General features: G+C 64.9%; 11 protein-coding genes and 3 tRNA genes. 10 read left to right on the top strand and 4 right to left on the bottom strand.

Annotated features, from left to right (window positions below; genetic code table 11):
• The first annotated feature begins 829 nt into the window (after window positions 1–829).
• The gene (locus ACWKY3_RS13605) at window positions 830–1,636 is read left to right on the top strand and encodes a response regulator transcription factor (RefSeq protein WP_449316934.1); all 807 of its coding nucleotides are present in this window, start codon (window positions 830–832) and stop codon (window positions 1,634–1,636) included.
• Window positions 1,637–1,671: 35 nt separating this feature from the next.
• Here ACWKY3_RS13605 and ACWKY3_RS13600 read toward each other — a convergent pair.
• Together ACWKY3_RS13600 and ACWKY3_RS13595 are read right to left on the bottom strand one after the other, a co-directional pair.
• A tRNA-Lys gene (locus ACWKY3_RS13600) sits at window positions 1,672–1,747 on the bottom strand.
• An 86-nt stretch (window positions 1,748–1,833) separates the two neighbouring features.
• A tRNA-His gene (locus tag ACWKY3_RS13595) sits at window positions 1,834–1,910 on the bottom strand.
• A gap of 173 nt (window positions 1,911–2,083) precedes the next feature.
• Here ACWKY3_RS13595 and ACWKY3_RS13590 point away from each other — a divergent pair.
• Together ACWKY3_RS13590 and ACWKY3_RS13585 are read left to right on the top strand one after the other, a co-directional pair.
• Complete coding sequence (locus ACWKY3_RS13590) at window positions 2,084–3,529, top strand: NYN domain-containing protein (protein WP_449316933.1); 1,446 nt, start codon at window positions 2,084–2,086, stop codon at window positions 3,527–3,529.
• Window positions 3,530–3,555: 26 nt separating this feature from the next.
• The gene (locus tag ACWKY3_RS13585; protein ID WP_449316932.1) at window positions 3,556–4,131 is read left to right on the top strand and encodes a DUF4230 domain-containing protein; all 576 of its coding nucleotides are present in this window, start codon (window positions 3,556–3,558) and stop codon (window positions 4,129–4,131) included.
• A 94-nt stretch (window positions 4,132–4,225) separates the two neighbouring features.
• Here ACWKY3_RS13585 and sstT read toward each other — a convergent pair whose 3' ends face one another.
• Complete coding sequence (sstT, locus tag ACWKY3_RS13580; RefSeq protein ID WP_449316931.1) at window positions 4,226–5,464, bottom strand: serine/threonine transporter SstT; 1,239 nt, start codon at window positions 5,462–5,464, stop codon at window positions 4,226–4,228.
• A 190-nt stretch (window positions 5,465–5,654) separates the two neighbouring features.
• On the opposite strand from sstT, the gene ACWKY3_RS13575 reads away from it, so the two are divergent.
• Window positions 5,655–5,739: transfer RNA gene (locus tag ACWKY3_RS13575), tRNA-Leu, on the top strand.
• Window positions 5,740–5,763: 24 nt separating this feature from the next.
• Here ACWKY3_RS13575 and ACWKY3_RS13570 read toward each other — a convergent pair.
• On the bottom strand, window positions 5,764–6,123 hold the full coding sequence (locus tag ACWKY3_RS13570) for a hypothetical protein (RefSeq protein WP_449316930.1): 360 nt from the start codon (window positions 6,121–6,123) through the stop codon (window positions 5,764–5,766).
• 367 nt (window positions 6,124–6,490) lie between these two features.
• Here ACWKY3_RS13570 and tig point away from each other — a divergent pair, with 367 nt between their 5' ends.
• The 6 genes from tig to thrS all read left to right on the top strand — a co-directional run.
• A complete protein-coding gene (gene tig, locus ACWKY3_RS13565) occupies window positions 6,491–7,918 on the top strand; it encodes a trigger factor (protein WP_449316929.1) in 1,428 nt (475 codons plus the stop codon).
• A 182-nt stretch (window positions 7,919–8,100) separates the two neighbouring features.
• Complete coding sequence (locus ACWKY3_RS13560; protein WP_449316928.1) at window positions 8,101–8,724, top strand: ATP-dependent Clp protease proteolytic subunit; 624 nt, start codon at window positions 8,101–8,103, stop codon at window positions 8,722–8,724.
• 17 nt (window positions 8,725–8,741) lie between these two features.
• The gene (clpX, locus tag ACWKY3_RS13555; protein WP_449316927.1) at window positions 8,742–10,151 is read left to right on the top strand and encodes an ATP-dependent Clp protease ATP-binding subunit ClpX; all 1,410 of its coding nucleotides are present in this window, start codon (window positions 8,742–8,744) and stop codon (window positions 10,149–10,151) included.
• 103 nt (window positions 10,152–10,254) lie between these two features.
• Window positions 10,255–12,939 carry a valine--tRNA ligase gene (locus ACWKY3_RS13550; RefSeq protein WP_449316926.1) on the top strand — a complete coding sequence of 895 codons (2,685 nt, stop codon included), beginning with the start codon at window positions 10,255–10,257 and terminating at the stop codon, window positions 12,937–12,939.
• A gap of 894 nt (window positions 12,940–13,833) precedes the next feature.
• On the top strand, window positions 13,834–14,376 hold the full coding sequence (locus ACWKY3_RS13545) for a zinc ribbon domain-containing protein (protein ID WP_449316925.1): 543 nt from the start codon (window positions 13,834–13,836) through the stop codon (window positions 14,374–14,376).
• A gap of 140 nt (window positions 14,377–14,516) precedes the next feature.
• Window positions 14,517–15,875 (top strand): threonine--tRNA ligase (thrS, locus tag ACWKY3_RS13540; RefSeq protein WP_449316924.1); only part of this gene is annotated, 1,359 nt, incomplete at its 3' end.

Below are 15,875 nucleotides of genomic sequence, written 5' to 3'. Positions count from 1 at the left end.
ATCCAAAACGGTGGAGGAGCTGAGCGCTCTAGCCCCTTCCAAAAGGCCATTGCTCGATTGAAGCGGTCTTCGTCTTTTTCTATAATCTGACAGGATCGAAGGGAGGGGATCCATGATTGCGGCGAGGGAGGCTTTGGGCAAAGCGGCGCGCCTTGCAAGGCGAAACGTTTGGGAAAGCTTGGAGTCGGCCGTGTTCTTTTGCTGGGGGTTCGTTCTCCTTCTCAACAGTGCGCCGTTCTCGTTGATCACGGATAACGTGCTGGATCCCGTTTTGTTCTTTGCGTTTATGATGGCGTGCCTGTGCGTCGCCTTTCCTGTTGCAGGCCGGACGTCCTCTCGGCTCGGAAGGCTTTCGGAGTCAACGTTGCGCTTCGTTGCCTACCTGTGCGCCGCGTTCTCCTTCTTGGTTATCGCGAGCAGCGTTTTGTTCGGATTTCCGAGCTCTGTGGCAATCGTGCTTTCGTCTGCGCTGGCGGCGGGCGGAGTTCTGTTTTTCTCGCTCGCCAACTTCCGCGCCTTTTTCCGACAGGACACGTGCTCTGCGATGGTGGCCGCTTGTGCCTCGCTGGCGTGGGCGCTCCTGTTTTTTCTGGCGCTCATTGTTTTTCTGAAAGATGTCAACGTGCTATGCGGATGCGCTATCATGCTGATTTTCTGCGCGGCTGGGTTTTTGCGCGGCCGCGGAAAGGGGGTCGACTCGGCTCCCGGTCTAAACGACGAAGGTGCTACGCCGTCAGAGCCGTCTTCGGAGGGTGGCTCCCGCGTTCTCCTTCCGGGCGGTATCCGCCCCGCCTCTTTCCGTGCGCTTTTCTTCGTCGGGGGCTTTTTCTTGTCCTATGAGTTCAACGGGACGCAGAAAACCGCCCATTTCGTCGGCACGCACGTGTTTTCGGAGCAGATAGGGGGAACCGCCCTTGCCTCTGTCTCCTACCTTGTTCTCATGCTGGTTCTCATGGTCATTGTCGTGGGCGCATATTTGAGGCCGGGCGTTTCGCTGCCCGGCATTGCTTTCGTGGTTTTGCTGGCCGTCACGTTTTTCTCGCTTCCGGCCCGCACCCCGTTTCCCTTTCCGTTGTTGGCGGCTGGCGCCTCCATCCTGTTTTTCGTGACTTGCTTCGCGTTGTTCAGGGTGCTCGGCGAGATGCGATCCTGCTGCGATGCGCGGCGCCTCTTCTGCTCGATGATGCTCGCCTCGTCTTCAGGGGGCCTCTGCGGGGCCTTGCTTGCGTTTTTCGTTCTCTCGAACACGGAGATGGCGTTTTACGACCAGTTCTTCAGCGTTTTTCCGGCGATCTTGGTTTTAGCCGTCGTCGCCATTCTCATCTTGCTGAGGAAGTGCATCGTTGTTTTGTTTCGGAAAGACGTTCTTCGGGAGCGGTTGGATGCTTCCCGGCTTGAAGATCGCTGCAAGGTGGTCGCCGAACGGTACGGCCTCACAAAGAAAGAATCCGAGGTGTTGGAGTATTTGTCCAAAGGGCGCAACGTGCCTTACATCGCCGAGGCTCTTTTCATTTCGAATTCAACTGCGAAGACGCATGTCTTGCACATCTATCGGAAGGTGGGGGTGTCGTCGCGACAGGATCTTCTCGATTTCGTGCGCGGCGAAGAGGGCGCCGCAGGGACGCGCAGTGCATGAAAAAAGCCGCCCTATGGGCGGCCTGCGGTTCAAAATGGTGCTCCGTGAAGGACTCGAACCTTCGACCTTGGGATTAAGAGTCCCCTGCTCTACCAACTAAGCTAACGGAGCATATGCGCTTGCGTGTCGTTGCGAAGCGGTTTGCCATTTTAGAGCATCCCGCACAAACGCGCAAGACCCATTTTCAAAACGCGCGCTGGGGTGGATGATGGGACTCGAACCCACGACCTCCAGAGCCACAATCTGGCGTTCTAGCCAACTGAACTACACCCACCAAGGCGCAAGGAGGAAGTATACGGATTTTGAACGTGGAGCGCAAGAGGATTATGGACAAATTGTATCAGGCGATTTCCAATTCCGTTTTGATGTGCGGTTTTGCGGTACCATGTGCCCGTTGCGCCAGCGCCGCGCGCGGCGCTGGCTCCCGTTACAACCAAGGAGCACCACGTGGATACCAAGGCATCGTCCGAAAACCGCTTCGCGCTGCTGATAGACGCCGACAACGTGTCGGCCAAGTACATCAAGCCCATCACCGACGAGCTGTCGAAGTACGGCACCGTCACCATCAAGCGCATCTACGGCGACTGGACGCTCACGCTGCACGCCAAATGGAAGGACACCCTGCTGGAGAACTCCATCACGCCCATCCAGCAGTTTGGCTACACCCAGGGCAAAAACGCCACCGACTCGGCCATGATCATCGACGCCATGGACATCCTCTACGGCGGGTCGGTGGACGGCTTCTGCATTGTGTCCAGCGACAGCGACTTCACGCGCCTGGCCAGCCGCTTGCGTGAAAGCGGCCTTACGGTCATCGGCATGGGGGAGAAGAAGACGCCCACGGCGTTTCGCAAGGCCTGCGACATCTTCACCACCCTCGAGCTGCTGCTCAAGGGCACGGGCGGACGGCCCGGCAACGGGCACGACCGCGGCCACGGGGGCGCGGGGCCGTCCATCAAGGACGTGGAGCAGGCCGTCGTCAGCATCGTCACCGACAACCTCAACAACGGCAAGGCGACCGGTCTGGGAGAGGTGGGCAGCCGCCTGCTCAAGCGCTACCCCGACTTCGACGTGCGCAGCTACGGGACCAACCAGCTCAAGAAGCTTTTGGGCGAGTTCCCGGGCGTCGTGGTCACCAAGGAGGGAAACTCGGTGACTGTGGAGCTGGCCGAGGACAAGGCGCAGCCCCAGGCGCCTGCCGCCGACCAGCCCGCCGCGCCCGAGCAGCCTGCCGCTTCCGCCGTCGCGCCCGAGCGGCCTGCGGAGTCCGCGTCCGATCCCGAGCCTGCCCAGGCGCAGGAAGCCGGGGAGGCGCCCGCGGAGCAGAGGAAGCCGAAGTCTCGCCGCGGCGGACGCGGGGGGCAGGCGGCGCGGCGCAAGAAGGCCTCCGCGGAGGCGAAGGAGGAGGCGCCGTCGCAGGCCGACCCCGCCGCCGCGCCCGAGCAGCCTGCGGCGTCCAATCAGCCTGCCGCCGCATCCGAGCAGCCTGCGGCACCCGATCAGCCCGCCGCCGCAGCCGAACCGAAGCCCGAAGCGGCGCCCGCCGAGTCTGCGGCGCCGAAGCGCAAGCCCCGTCGCAAGCCCGCCAAGCCGAAGGCGCAGGAGCGCGAAAAGGCCGCAGCCAAGCCCGCTGCGGCGCCCGAGCCGGCCGCGTCGCCCGAATCCGAGTCCGAGCGCCCCGGCACCCCCGAGCAGTTCATCCGCCAGCTTGTCCGCGAGGCGGGCGCCGAGGGCGTGGCGTTGTCGGAGCTGGGCAAGCGCGTGCGCGCGCGGTTCCGCACGTTCAAGCTGCGTGATTTGGGCTACACCCAGCTGCGCTCTTACGTGGCCGACCTCGACGACGTGGAGATCGAGAAGCGCGGCAAGGACTTTTTCGCCCGTCTTGGCGAGTAACCGGAACGCGGCGCAAAGGAGGAGACATGAAAAGGATTGCCTTGGCGGCAGCGGCCGTCGCCCTTGTGGCGCTTGGCGTGTTCGGCACGCTCGCGGTTCAGAGGACGTTTCAGCCGAGCGTGTCGCTTTCGTCCACATCCATCCAAGAGCAGTTGTCGAACTGCAGCGAGCTGGCCACGGCCAAGCTGGATTATCGCGGCCTTGTGCGCTACGAGGAGGGCGACATCGACTTCATAAACAAGAAGGCGTTCTCCATGGTCTACGATGCCGAGGTGCGTGCCGGGGTGGACCTGTCCCAGGCTCATGTGGAGGTGAGCGGCAACGCGGTCACGGTGACCCTGCCCGCGCCCCAGATGTTCGGAGTGGAGATAGACCCCGATTCCATCGAGTTCTACGACTCGTCGTTCGCCCTGTTCAACTGGGAGAGCAGGGAAGACACCTCCGAAGCGCTCAAGCTGGCGCAAAGCGACGCCGAGGGCAAGGTGGACCAGACCGGCATGCTCGACCAGGCGCGCAGCCAAGCCCATTCGCTCGTGGAGAACCTGCTTTCCCCCTTCACGGAAGGCGAGGGTTCCTACGAGGTGCGGGTGGTGGACGCGTAAGGCGCCCGCCCCTCTTCGCCCGTCCGCGAAAAAGGCCCGCTTCGCATTGCGAGCGGGCCTTTTCCTTGCCGACGAATATCTGGCCGGGGCGGCGCTACTCCTTCGCGCCGAACGTGACCTCCTTGCCCTGCTTGCGCCATTCGCGGTACTCCGCCGTGGCGGTGAACAGCACGTCGGAGGAGGAGTTGAGCGCCGTCTCGCAGGAGTCTTGGATGACGCCGATGATGAACCCTATGCCCACCACCTGCATCGCCACGTCGTTGCCGATGCCGAACAGCGAGCATGCGAGCGGGATGAGCAGAAGCGACCCGCCGGCCACGCCCGACGCGCCGCATGCGGACACGGCGGCCAGCACGCTCAGGATGACCGCCGTGGGCAGGTCGATGGCGATGCCCATGGTGTGGGCGGCCATCATGGCCATGACCGAGATGGTGACGGCGGCGCCGGCCATGTTGATGGTGGCGCCAAGCGGGATGGACACTGAGTAGTTGTCCTTGTCAAGCCCCAGCTTGCGGCACAGCTCCATGTTCACGGGGATGTTCGCCGCCGAGGAGCGCGTGAAAAACGCCGTCAGGCCGCTGTCCTTGAGGCAGCGCAGCACGAGCGGGTAAGGGTTCTTGCGGATGCCCCAGAACACCAGAAGCGGGTTCGTGATCAGCGCGATGATGAGCATGCAGCCCACCAGCACGAGCAGAAGCTGACCGTATTCGGTGAAGATCTCCAGGCCGTTCTCGCCCACGGAGGTGTAGACCAAGCCCAAGATGCCGAAGGGGGCCAGCGAGATGATCCAGCGCACCACCTGCGACACGGCGTCGGAGACGCTCGTGAACACGTCCTTGGTGTTTTGCGAGGCGGCGCGCAGCGCGATGCCCAGCACCACGGCCCAAGCCAGGATGCCGATGTAGTTGGCGTTGATGAGCGCGTCCACGGGGTTGGACACGATGTTGGACACGAGCGTGGCCAGCACCTCCCCGATGCCGCTTGGCGAGGACTGCTCGACCTCGCCGGCGGTCAGCGTCAGCTCGATGGGGAACAGGAAACTCGCCACCACGGCCACGAGCGCCGCCACGAAGGTGCTCACTATGTAGAGCGCCACCACCGTCTTCATGGAGCCTGCGGTCTTGGCGTTGGCGAGCGCGCTGATGACCAGGAAGAACACCAAGATGGGCGCAACGCCTTTCAGCGCTGAGACGAACAGGGTGCCCAAAAGCTCCACCACCTCGTTGCCGGGCACGAACACGCCCAGCGCCGCGCCGATGATCAGGCCGACGAGGATGCGCTTGATCAGGCTGATGGAATTCCAGGCCCGACCGATCTTCTTGAGGGTTTCCATTGTCGTCTCGCTTTCTTTCAGTTTCTCGAAAAACGGCATTATAGTAACAGATTCGCCCGTCGTTTCCCCGCGGCGGCTGCGGCGGTTCGATGGAGGCGGGGAGCGGCGAGCCGGGCTTCATCGCGCGATCGCCGCGGAATATCTGCTATCATGGTCGCTGGCGCCTTCGTTGGGGCGCCGTTCGCGCCGTGCGGGCGTGGCGGAATTGGCAGACGCGCCAGATTTAGGTTCTGGTGGGGAGACCCGTGAAGGTTCGAGTCCTTTCGCCCGCACCATGCGGTTTCGCCGCATCCCTCAGATCACAAGAAGCGTCCGAGCAGAAACCCTGCGACGACTGCGATGAGCGAGAACAGGGCCGACAGCGCCACGAGCCGGGCCTCTCGCTTGCTTTTGCGCCTAAGCTCCAGCTCGGCCTCGCGCTTCGCCGGAAAGTAGGAGTAGCCGTCGGAGGTGATGGCGACCACGGTTCCGTGCCGGTCGTCTTTTTTCTGCACGAGCGCGCCGCGCTCGATGAGCTCGTGCTGCAGGTCGTCCTCGGGCCGGTAGGGAAAGGCGCAGCGGTAGACCAGATCACCGCCCACGGTGCAGGTGGAGCGCTCGTAGTCGATGAGGCGCTCCAGCTCGCGCTCTTGCATGAGATTGAGTTCGATGGTGGGCATAGGGGCCTCCGCTGCTGCGTTTCGGGTTCGTTTGGAACCATGATAGCGCCGTTCGGCTCGGATTGGTAGCGTCAAATGGAATCGTAACCATCCGTTTTCGTCGGCGACCCTGCGGCCCGGCGCGGCGAGTCGAGCAGGGCCCTTCGGTAGGCGCGAAGTAGGCGCGAACCCTCGGCCGAACCCTCGGCCATCGGTTCTTTCGTGAACCCGCATGCCGCGCACTTCCTCAAAACCCGCACATGTGAGATAATCCCCATTCGGTGTGCCCGGCGCACGGTTTCCTTGCGCAGGGGCCGCGCTCGGGACCGCGCCGGTTTCGCACCGGCGGGCCGCAGAGGCGATGAAGGCAACGATGGAGGATAGTTACGTGGAAACAAAAGTTGAGGCACTGCAGGACGACCGCGCGAAGGTGACCGTCACCGTCGACGCCGGGGACGTTGACGCCCGCATAAAGAAGACGTACAAGGATTTCGCCAACAGGTACAGCTTTCCCGGGTTCCGCAAGGGCAAGGCCCCGCGTCCGATCATCGACAACGCCCTGGGCAAGGACGCCGTCCGGGCCACGGTGACCGACGACGTCGTCAACGGCTCCTATCCTCTGGCCATCGACGAAAGCGGCCTGTACCCCATCTCCAAACCCGAGTTCGAGGAGACGGATCTGGTGGAGGGCGGCAAGCCCTTCACGTTCTCGTTCAGCGTGGCCGTGAAGCCGGAGCTTTCGCTGTCCGGCTACGATCCGGTGGAGATCGAGCTGCCCGCCGAGGGCGCTTCCGATACGGAGGTCGACGAGCAGGTGGAGGCGCTGCGCGAGCATTACCACACCTTCGAGGACGCGGCCGCGGCCACGAAGGTGAAGGAGGACAGCTATATCGACCTGGCCATGAAGGCCACCGACGACAAGGGCGAGGACATCCCCTCCCTCACGACGGAAAGCCGCCCCTACGGTTTGGGCGCGGGCCTGTTCCCGGCCGAGTTCGACGAGCAGCTGGTGGGCCTGAAGAAGGGCCAGAGCGCCTCGTTCACGCTCGACATGCCGGCCGAGCCGCCCATCATGCTGTCCGCGCTTTCGGGCAAGACCGACAAGATCAACTTCGAGGTTGAGGTCAAGGTCGTCAAGAAGAAGGTCCTTCCCGAGGTCACCGACGAATGGGCCAAGGACACGCTGGGCTTCGAGGACGCGGCGGACCTGCGCGCCCGCATCGCCGAGACCGTGGCCCAGCAGAAGGCCGACGCCCTGCCGCGCCTGAAGGAGAACGCCTGCCTGACCGCCATCGCCGAGCGCCTCGAGGGCGAGGTTCCCGAGGCCATGTGCGAGCAGAACGAGGCCAGCCTCATCCAGGACTTCTTCCGTCAGCTCCAGGCACAGGGCATGAGCTTCGACATGTACCTTCTGCAGCAGGGCCTGACGCCCGACCAGTTCAAGGCCGACGTGAAGCTGCAGGCCGCCGATATGGCCAAGCAGGACCTGGCGCTCGACGCATGGGCGCGCCACTTCGGCATGGAGGTCACCGGCAAGGAGGTCACCGAGGAGTTCGTGAAGAGCGGCGCGGAGGATCCTGCGGCCCTTGAGGAGGAGTGGCGCGCGAACGGCCAGCTCCACATGGTCCGCCAGGGCATCCTGCGCACCAAGGCCGTCAAAGAGCTCATGGACACCGCGAAGGTGACCGAGATCGACCCGGCCAAGGCCGACAAGGCCAAGAAGCCGGCCAAGAAGGCCGCCAAGAAGACGGCCGCCAAGAAGGGCTCCGCGAAGAAGGACGAGGCTGCCGAGGCTGCGGCCAACGACGCCGAATAGCGCCCGCACGACACGGCCCGCCCGGATTCCGCGCATTTTACGTGCGCGCCGGGCGGGCCGAGGCAACGGTACGGTACCCTGGCCTTGCACGGCGGCGCGATGGACCCCTTCGCGATGGTATCCTGAACCCATCCGCACAATCCGGCCGTTTTTCGGCCCCAGAGACAAGCGAGGCACGCATTATGAACTTCGATACGAAATCAGCTCTGATTCCCTACGTCATCGAGCAGTCGCCGCGGGGCGAGCGCAGCTACGACATCTACTCGCGCCTGCTCAACGAGCGCATCATCTTTTTGGGCGAGGCCATCGACGACAACGTGGCCAACTCGGTGGTGGCGCAGATGCTGCACCTGGAGAGCGCTGATCCCGACAAGGACATCTCGCTCTACATCAACTCGCCGGGCGGCTCGGTGACCGCGGGTCTGGCCATCTTGGACACGATGGACTTCATCAAGTGCGACGTGTCCACCATCTGCCTGGGCGAGTGCGCCTCCATGGCGGCGGTGCTGCTGTCCAACGGCGCGAAGGGCAAAAGGCTTTGCCTGCCCAACTCGCTCGTGCTCATCCACCAGCCCTCGGGCGGCGCGCAGGGCCAGCAGACCGAGATAGCCATCGTGGCCGACTTCATGCTGAAGACCCGCAACCGCCTGAACAAGATCCTTGCGGACAACACGGGCCAGACCCTTGAGACCATCCAGAACGACACCGAGCGCGACAACTACATGACCGCCGAGGAGGCCGTGGCCTACGGCCTGGTCGATCGCATCACCACCTCGCGCGCCATCGCGTCGGGTTCCGGCGAATAGGGAGACGAGCGGTGACCATGAACGATCGACGAGCCGACCGGTTCGGCGGGCAGGATCCCGACGATATAGCCTGCGCGTTCTGCGGCAAGCGTCCGCAGCAGGTGGCCGCTATGATTTCCGGTCCCAACGGCATCTACATCTGCGACGAGTGCATCTCGGTGTGCGCCGACGCCATGATGCGCGATTTGGGGCTGTCCGTTTCCGGCCAGGAAGCCGAGGAGGAGCCGGCGCATGCGTTCCTGGGCCGCCATGCGCGCCCGTCCCAAGGGGCCGAAGCCGCAGGCGCGGCCGAGCCGGCGCCTTCCGAGGTGCTGGCCGACCTGCCCACGCCCCACGAGCTTTACGCCGAGCTTTCGGAGCACGTGGTGGGCCAGGAGCAGGCAAAACGCGCGTTGTCGGTGGCGGTGTACAACCACTACAAGCGCATCAGCTTAGGCGCGGACGCCGAGGACGGCGATGTGGAGCTGGCCAAGAGCAACATCATGCTTTTGGGCCCCACGGGTTCGGGCAAGACGCTTCTGGCCCAGACGCTGGCGCGCACGCTGCGCGTGCCGTTCGCCATCGCTGACGCCACCACGCTCACCGAGGCGGGCTATGTGGGCGAGGACGTGGAGAACATCCTGCTCAAGCTCATCACGGCCGCCGACTTCGACATTCCGCGCGCCGAGATCGGCATCATCTACATCGACGAGATAGACAAGGTGGCCCGCAAGGCCGAGAACCTGTCCATCACGCGCGACGTGTCGGGCGAGGGCGTGCAGCAGGCGCTCCTCAAGATAGTGGAGGGCACCGAGGCCAGCGTGCCCCCGCAGGGCGGCCGCAAGCACCCCCAGCAAGAGCTCATCCACATCGACACCACGAACATCCTGTTCATCCTGGGCGGCGCGTTCGTGGGGCTGGCCGACATCATCGCCGAGCGCGTGGGCAAAAGCGGGCTGGGCTTCGCCGCCGAGCTGCCCGAGTCGAAGAAGCACGCCGAGGCGGAGCTGCTTGCCCAGGTGCTGCCCGAGGACCTGAACAAGTACGGCATGATCCCCGAGTTCGTGGGACGCATCCCCGTGGTGACGTCGCTTTCCGAGCTGTCGGAGGAGGATTTGGTGCGCATCCTCACCGAGCCGAAGAACGCGTTGGTGAAGCAGTACACGAAGATGTTCGAGTTCGAGGACTCCGCGCTCACGTTCGAGCCGGAGGCTCTGACGGCCATCGCGCACGAGGCCGTCGAGCACGGCACGGGCGCGCGCGGCCTGCGCTCCATCTGCGAGCGCGTGCTGCAGGACGTGATGTACGACCTTCCCGAGCAGGAGGGGCCGTCTGCGGTGACCATCCGCGCAAGCGACATCGCGGGGGAGACGAGGCCCGCCATCGTGGCGGCAGGCGGGGCCGAGGCCCTTCCGGCCGGCGACGAGGCGAGCTTGCAGAGCGCCTAGCCGCAGCGGGACCACGGGCATACGAGCGGGCGGATCGCACAGGCGGCGCGCCCGCTTTTCGGTTTGGGAGACGCGAGAGACCAAGACGACGAAAGAGCAGACCATGGCCGACAACACGAACGACAAAAGCGGCGGCAGGAAGATCGACTACGACTTCGCCGCCCATGAGCGCCCGCTATTCGACGCGTGGATGGACGCGGGCTACTTCCGACGCACGCCCGAGCTGGGCGCGGGATGCGGCCAGCCGTACACCATCGTCATCCCGCCGCCGAACATCACGGGCGTGCTGCACATGGGCCACGCCTTGAACGACACCATCCAGGACACGTGCATTCGCCGCGCTCGCATGCAGGGTCGCCCGACGCGCTGGGTACTCGGCACCGACCATGCCGGCATCTCCACGCAGACGAAGGTGGACAAGAAACTGGCCGACCAGGGCATCAGCCGTTTGGAGATTGGACGCGAGGCGTTCATCGAGGCGTGCTACGACTGGTACAAGGAGTACGGCGCCACCATCGTGAGCCAGATCAAGGGCATGGGCTGCTCGTGCGACTATTCCGACGAGCACTTCACGCTCGAGCCGGCGTACGTGAAGGCCGTGCGGAAGCTGTTCGTGGACTGGTATCACGACGACCTTATCTACAAGGGCAAGCGCATCGTGAACTGGTGCCCGCACTGCACCACGTCCATTTCCGACGACGAGGCCGAGTACGTGGACGAGAAGGGGCACCTGTGGTACCTGCGCTACCCGCTTTCCAAGCCCGAAGGCGGCCTGGAGTACCTCGTGGTGGCCACGACGCGCCCCGAGACGATGCTCGGCGACACGGGCGTTGCCGTGAATCCCAAAGACGAGCGGTTCGCGCACCTCGTGGGCAAGACGGTGAGGCTGCCGCTTGTGGACAGGGAGATCCCCATCTTCGCCGACTGGCATGTGGACACCGAGTTCGGCACCGGCTGCGTGAAGGTGACGCCCGCGCACGATCCCAACGACTGGGCCATGGGCGAGGCGGCCGGCCTTGAGCGCATCAACATCTTCGACGAGACGGCGCACGTGGTGGAGGGCTACGGGCGTTTCAGCGGCATGGACCGCGACGAGGCGCGCGAGGCCGTGGTGGCCGCGTTCGACGAGCTGGGGTTGCTGGAGAAGGTGGAGGAGCACGACCACAGCGTGATGACCTGCTACCGTTGCCACACGAAGCTCGAGCCGTGGGAGTCCGAGCAGTGGTTCGTGGCCGTGGACGGCCTCAAGAAGGATGCGGCTCGCGTGGTGGAGGACGGCTCCATCCGGTTCCACCCCGAGCGTTGGAGCCAGGTCTACCTGGACTGGCTGGCGAACCTGAAAGACTGGTGCATCTCGCGTCAGCTGTGGTGGGGCCATCGCATCCCCATGTTCTACTGCGACGAATGCGGCTGGGAAGACGCGTCGGTGGAGGATGTGGAGGCGTGCCCTGCGTGCGGCGCGCCCGTGCGTCAGGACGAGGACGTGCTGGACACGTGGTTCTCGTCGCAGCTGTGGCCGTTCGCCACGATGGGCTGGACCGAGGAGGGCATGGAGGCGCCGCAGATGAAGCAGGCGTATCCCACGCAGGTGCTGTCCACGGCCCGCGACATCATGGGGCTGTGGGTGGCGCGCATGGTGATGGCGTCCATGTACTGCACGAAGGAGATCCCGTTCGAGCATGTCATCATCCATCCCACGGTGATGGCGGCCGACGGCAAGCCCATGTCGAAAAGCCGCGGCAACGGCGTGGACCCGCTGCGCCTCATGGAGGATTACGGCGCCGACGGCATGCGCTTCGGCCTGCTCATGCAGGTGACGGGCGCGCAGGACCTCAAGTTCAACGAAGCCAAGCTGGAAAGCTCGCGCAACTTCGCGAACAAGATCCGCAACGCCGCGCGCTTCGTTTTGATGAACCTCGACGACTACGAGCCGGGCGCGCCCGAGCCGACGACGCCTGTGGACCGTTGGATCTTCTCGCGGTTGGCGGGCCTTGTGGCGCGCGTGGACAAGGCGTTTGAGAACTTCGAGTTCGGCGAGATCACGCGCGAGCTGTATTCGTTTTTCTGGAACGAGTTCTGCGACTGGTACATCGAGTTCTCGAAGGCGCGCCTCGCCGGCTCGCCGGAGGACCGCGCGGTATGCCAGCGCAACCTCGTGTTCGTGCTCGACCAGGCGCTGCGCCTCTTGCACCCCATCATGCCGTTCGTGACCGAGGAGATCTACCAGCAGCTGCCCATCGATCGCGACGCCGCTTTGCACCTCATCGTGGCCGCATGGCCCGACGCTGCCTCGCTCGCGCGCTACGTGGACGCGGACGCCGAGCGCGCCATCGACATGGTGTGCGAGACGGTGTCGGCCATCCGCTCGACGCGCGCCCGCTACGGCATCTCGCCGAAGACGGAGCTTTCCGTGGCGGTCAAGGCGGGGGAGGCCGACGTGGCGCTTCTGGAGGCGCAGCGCGGGCTTATCGAGGGCATGGGCAACACGGCCTCGCTGGTCATTGCCACGGATGCGGAGAAGCCGGCCGAGTCGAGCGTGTCGCTGGCTCCTGGGCTTGAGGTGTACATCGTGCTTTCCGGCCTCGTGGACTTCGATGCCGAGCGCGCCCGTTTGCAGAAGGAGCAGGGCAAGCTTGCCGCCGACGCCGCCAAGCTGGAGAAGAAGCTTTCCAACCCGGGCTTCCTCGCGAAAGCCGCGCCCGAGATCGTGGAGAAGGACCGGGCCCGCCACGCCGAGCTGGCCGACAAGCTGGCGCGCGTGGAGGCGCAGCTGGTGGAGCTGGGGTAGCGCCCGCGCCGCCTTGCGCGGGGCGTGTCGGGGGACGGCGGTGCCGCCTTGCGCGGGGCGCGGCGCGTCCCGCGCGTCGGCCATGCCGGGCAGAGCGGTTGCCTCCCGTGCGCCCGCGGCGCCCTCGCTTTGCGCGGCCGCGCTGCGGCGCGACTTGCCTGCGGGTCCGCTGCGCGTTTCTTTCGGTTGAATGTCGCGGCAAGTGCAAGCTGTGTCGCACCTAGCGCGAGTGCCGAGTTAGTGCAGGCTGTGCAAGCCCTTCAGACGCTTTGAGGTTTGACGCCCGAGGGGCTTGTGCCGGCGGCAGGTTCGGCAGGGGTAAGCCCCTCCGGTGGCGAGAAATCACCGAAGTCGGAAGATTTCAGGGAGCGCGGGCGGCCCTGGGAGCCTCTTTCGGATGACGGATCTCTTTCGATCAGGCGTTTTGCTCATGCGGCGGCGGATGGTGACGGAAGGGCTTTCCGACTTCGGTGAGTTCTCGCCATGCGGCTCGTCGTCCGCTGTTTTCGCCGCAACGCCGCGCCGTCTGCCGCCGCCCGCAGTCGCTCTTCGCGCCGCAACGCCGCGCCGCCGTGCCGCCCGCAGCTGCCCTTCGCGCTGCGCCGCGGCCGTCGCCATCCCTTTCGCGCCCGCGACGCCGTCCCCTGCGGCAGGTTGAATTTCAAGATGCAACAGTGTTGCGTTCGACCTTGCAGCGACGAAGCTCTCTCTCATCCGTCCCGGTCGGTTGCGGAAATTGGCTGAACGGGGGTGCAGGCTGCGGCTTCTTTGCTATAATGACTGATCGCGTGCACGCAACAGATGGTTTTCGGCGCTGCACGGCGGCGGTTTCAGGGCCCTTCGCGGGACGGCGGGATCGCCGGCTTCGAGCCGACCGAGGAAAACGAGGTTGAAATGACTGAACTGCTGTCCCAGCTGTGGACGCCCGAGCTGCAAGCCGCTTTCACGGTGGTCGTGGTTCTGCTCGTCATTCTGTACGTGCTCTCCATCGTGTGGGTGGTCCGCGACGCGTATCTGCGCGGCTCGTACTGGTACGTATGGGCCGTCGTGGCGCTCGTTCCGCTTCTGGGCATCATCGCCTACTGCCTGCTTCGTCCGCCGCTTCTGCAGATAGACCGCGACGAGCAGGAGCTGGAGATAGCGCTCAAACAGCGCGAGCTCATGAAGTACGGCGAGTGCGCGAACTGCGGCTATCCGGTGGAGGCCGACTTCGTGCTGTGCCCGAACTGCCATCAGCGTCTGAAGAACCTTTGCGGCACCTGCAACCATGCGCTCGATCCCACCTGGACCGTGTGCCCGTACTGCGCCACGCCCGTGGGCGGCGCCCGCCAGCGCCGCGCGCCGCAGCAGCGCACGCGAACTCAGCAGCCGCAGCAGGCGGCGCCCCAGCAATCGAGGCAGGCGCGTTCGGCCCGGTCCGAGCAGAGCGCGCAGTAGCACCTTCGCGTTTCGACGAAGCCGCCTCGATCCAGGGGCGGCTTCGTTGTTTCGTTCCCGGCGGCGGGCGCGGCAGAGGCGCCCGCCTCAGACAATCGTGCAGGCGCTTTGTGCGCGCCCGGCACGGGAAAGGAACCATCATGAACATCGTGCTTCCCGACGGCTCCGCCAAAGAAGTCGCCGAGGGCGCAACCGTCGCCGACGTGGCCGCCTCCATCGGCGCGGGCTTGGCGAAGGCCGCGCTGGCTGGCATCGTGAACGACCGGCCGGTCGACCTCTCCGCGCCCGTGAGCGCAGGCGACGCGGTTGCCATCGTCACCGCGAAGTCGCCCGAGGGCCTGGAGCTTTTGCGCCACTCGACCGCCCACGTCATGGCTGCCGCGCTTGTCGATCTCTACGGCGACGTGCAGTTCGGCGTGGGGCCGGCCATCGAGGACGGCTTCTACTACGACGTGAAGCTGGATCGCGCGCTCTCCCCGGACGACTTCGCCGCCATCGAGGCCCGCATGGCCGAGATCGTGAAGGCCGACGAACCTTATCTGCGCCGCGTGGTCACGCGCGCCGAGGCCGAGGAACTCTTCGCCGACCAGCCGTTCAAGCTGGAGCTCATCGCCGATCTGCCCGAGGACGCCGTCATCACCACCTATCGCATCGGCAAGTTCACCGACCTGTGCCGCGGGCCGCACCTGCCCTCCACCGGCAAGCTGGGCGCCTTCAAGCTGACGAAGCTGGCCGGCGCGTACTGGCGCGGCGATGCCGAGCGCGAGATGCTCACCCGCATCTACGGCACGGCGTTCTTCAAGCAGAAGGAGCTTGACGAGCATCTGCGCAACCTGGAGGAGGCTGAGAAGCGCGACCATCGCAAGCTGGGCCGCGAGCTGGGCATCTACATGATGGACCCCATGGCCGGCGTGGGTCTGCCGCTCTACCTGCCGAAGGGCGCGCGCGTCATCCGCACCCTGCAGGAGTGGCTGCGTCGCGATCTGTACGAGCGCGGCTACGAGGAAGTCATCACCCCGCATATCTACAACGCCGACGTGTGGAAGACCTCGGGCCACTACGGCTTCTATCATGAGAACATGTACTTCTTCGAGATCAACGAAGGCGATGACGAGAACCCGCGCATGAGCGAGTACGGCGTGAAGCCCATGAACTGCCCGGGACATGTGATGCTGTACAAAAACGAACTGCATTCGTACCGCGACCTGCCGCTGCGCTACTTCGAGTTCGGCACGGTGTACCGCCACGAGATGAGCGGTGTTGTGCACGGCTTGCTTCGCGCGCGCGGCTTCACCCAGGACGACGCGCATGTGTTCTGCACGCGCGACCAGGTGGTGGACGAGGTGGTGGCCATCCTCGACCTCGTGGACCACATCATGACCACGTTCGGATTCGAGTACTCCGCCGAGATATCCACCCGCCCGGAGAAGTCCATCGGCACCGACGACATGTGGGAGCACGCCACGAACTCGCTCAAGGAGGCGTGCGCGCGCCACGGG

The sequence above is a fragment of the Rubneribacter sp. genome, from assembly GCF_965361815.1.
This window is presented reverse-complemented; position numbering and strand designations above follow the sequence as displayed.

Excerpts from the sequence above, each read along its gene's own strand:
- clpX (WP_449316927.1), top strand. The coding sequence starts at position 8,742 with ATGAACGATCGACGAGCCGACCGGTTCGGCGGGCAGGATCCCGACGAT.
- ACWKY3_RS13545 (WP_449316925.1), top strand. The coding sequence starts at position 13,834 with ATGACTGAACTGCTGTCCCAGCTGTGGACGCCCGAGCTGCAAGCCGCT.
- ACWKY3_RS13570 (WP_449316930.1), bottom strand. The coding sequence starts at position 6,123 with ATGCCCACCATCGAACTCAATCTCATGCAAGAGCGCGAGCTGGAGCGC.
- sstT (WP_449316931.1), bottom strand. The coding sequence starts at position 5,464 with ATGGAAACCCTCAAGAAGATCGGTCGGGCCTGGAATTCCATCAGCCTG.
- ACWKY3_RS13550 (WP_449316926.1), top strand. The coding sequence starts at position 10,255 with ATGGCCGACAACACGAACGACAAAAGCGGCGGCAGGAAGATCGACTAC.
- ACWKY3_RS13560 (WP_449316928.1), top strand. The coding sequence starts at position 8,101 with ATGAACTTCGATACGAAATCAGCTCTGATTCCCTACGTCATCGAGCAG.
- ACWKY3_RS13585 (WP_449316932.1), top strand. The coding sequence starts at position 3,556 with ATGAAAAGGATTGCCTTGGCGGCAGCGGCCGTCGCCCTTGTGGCGCTT.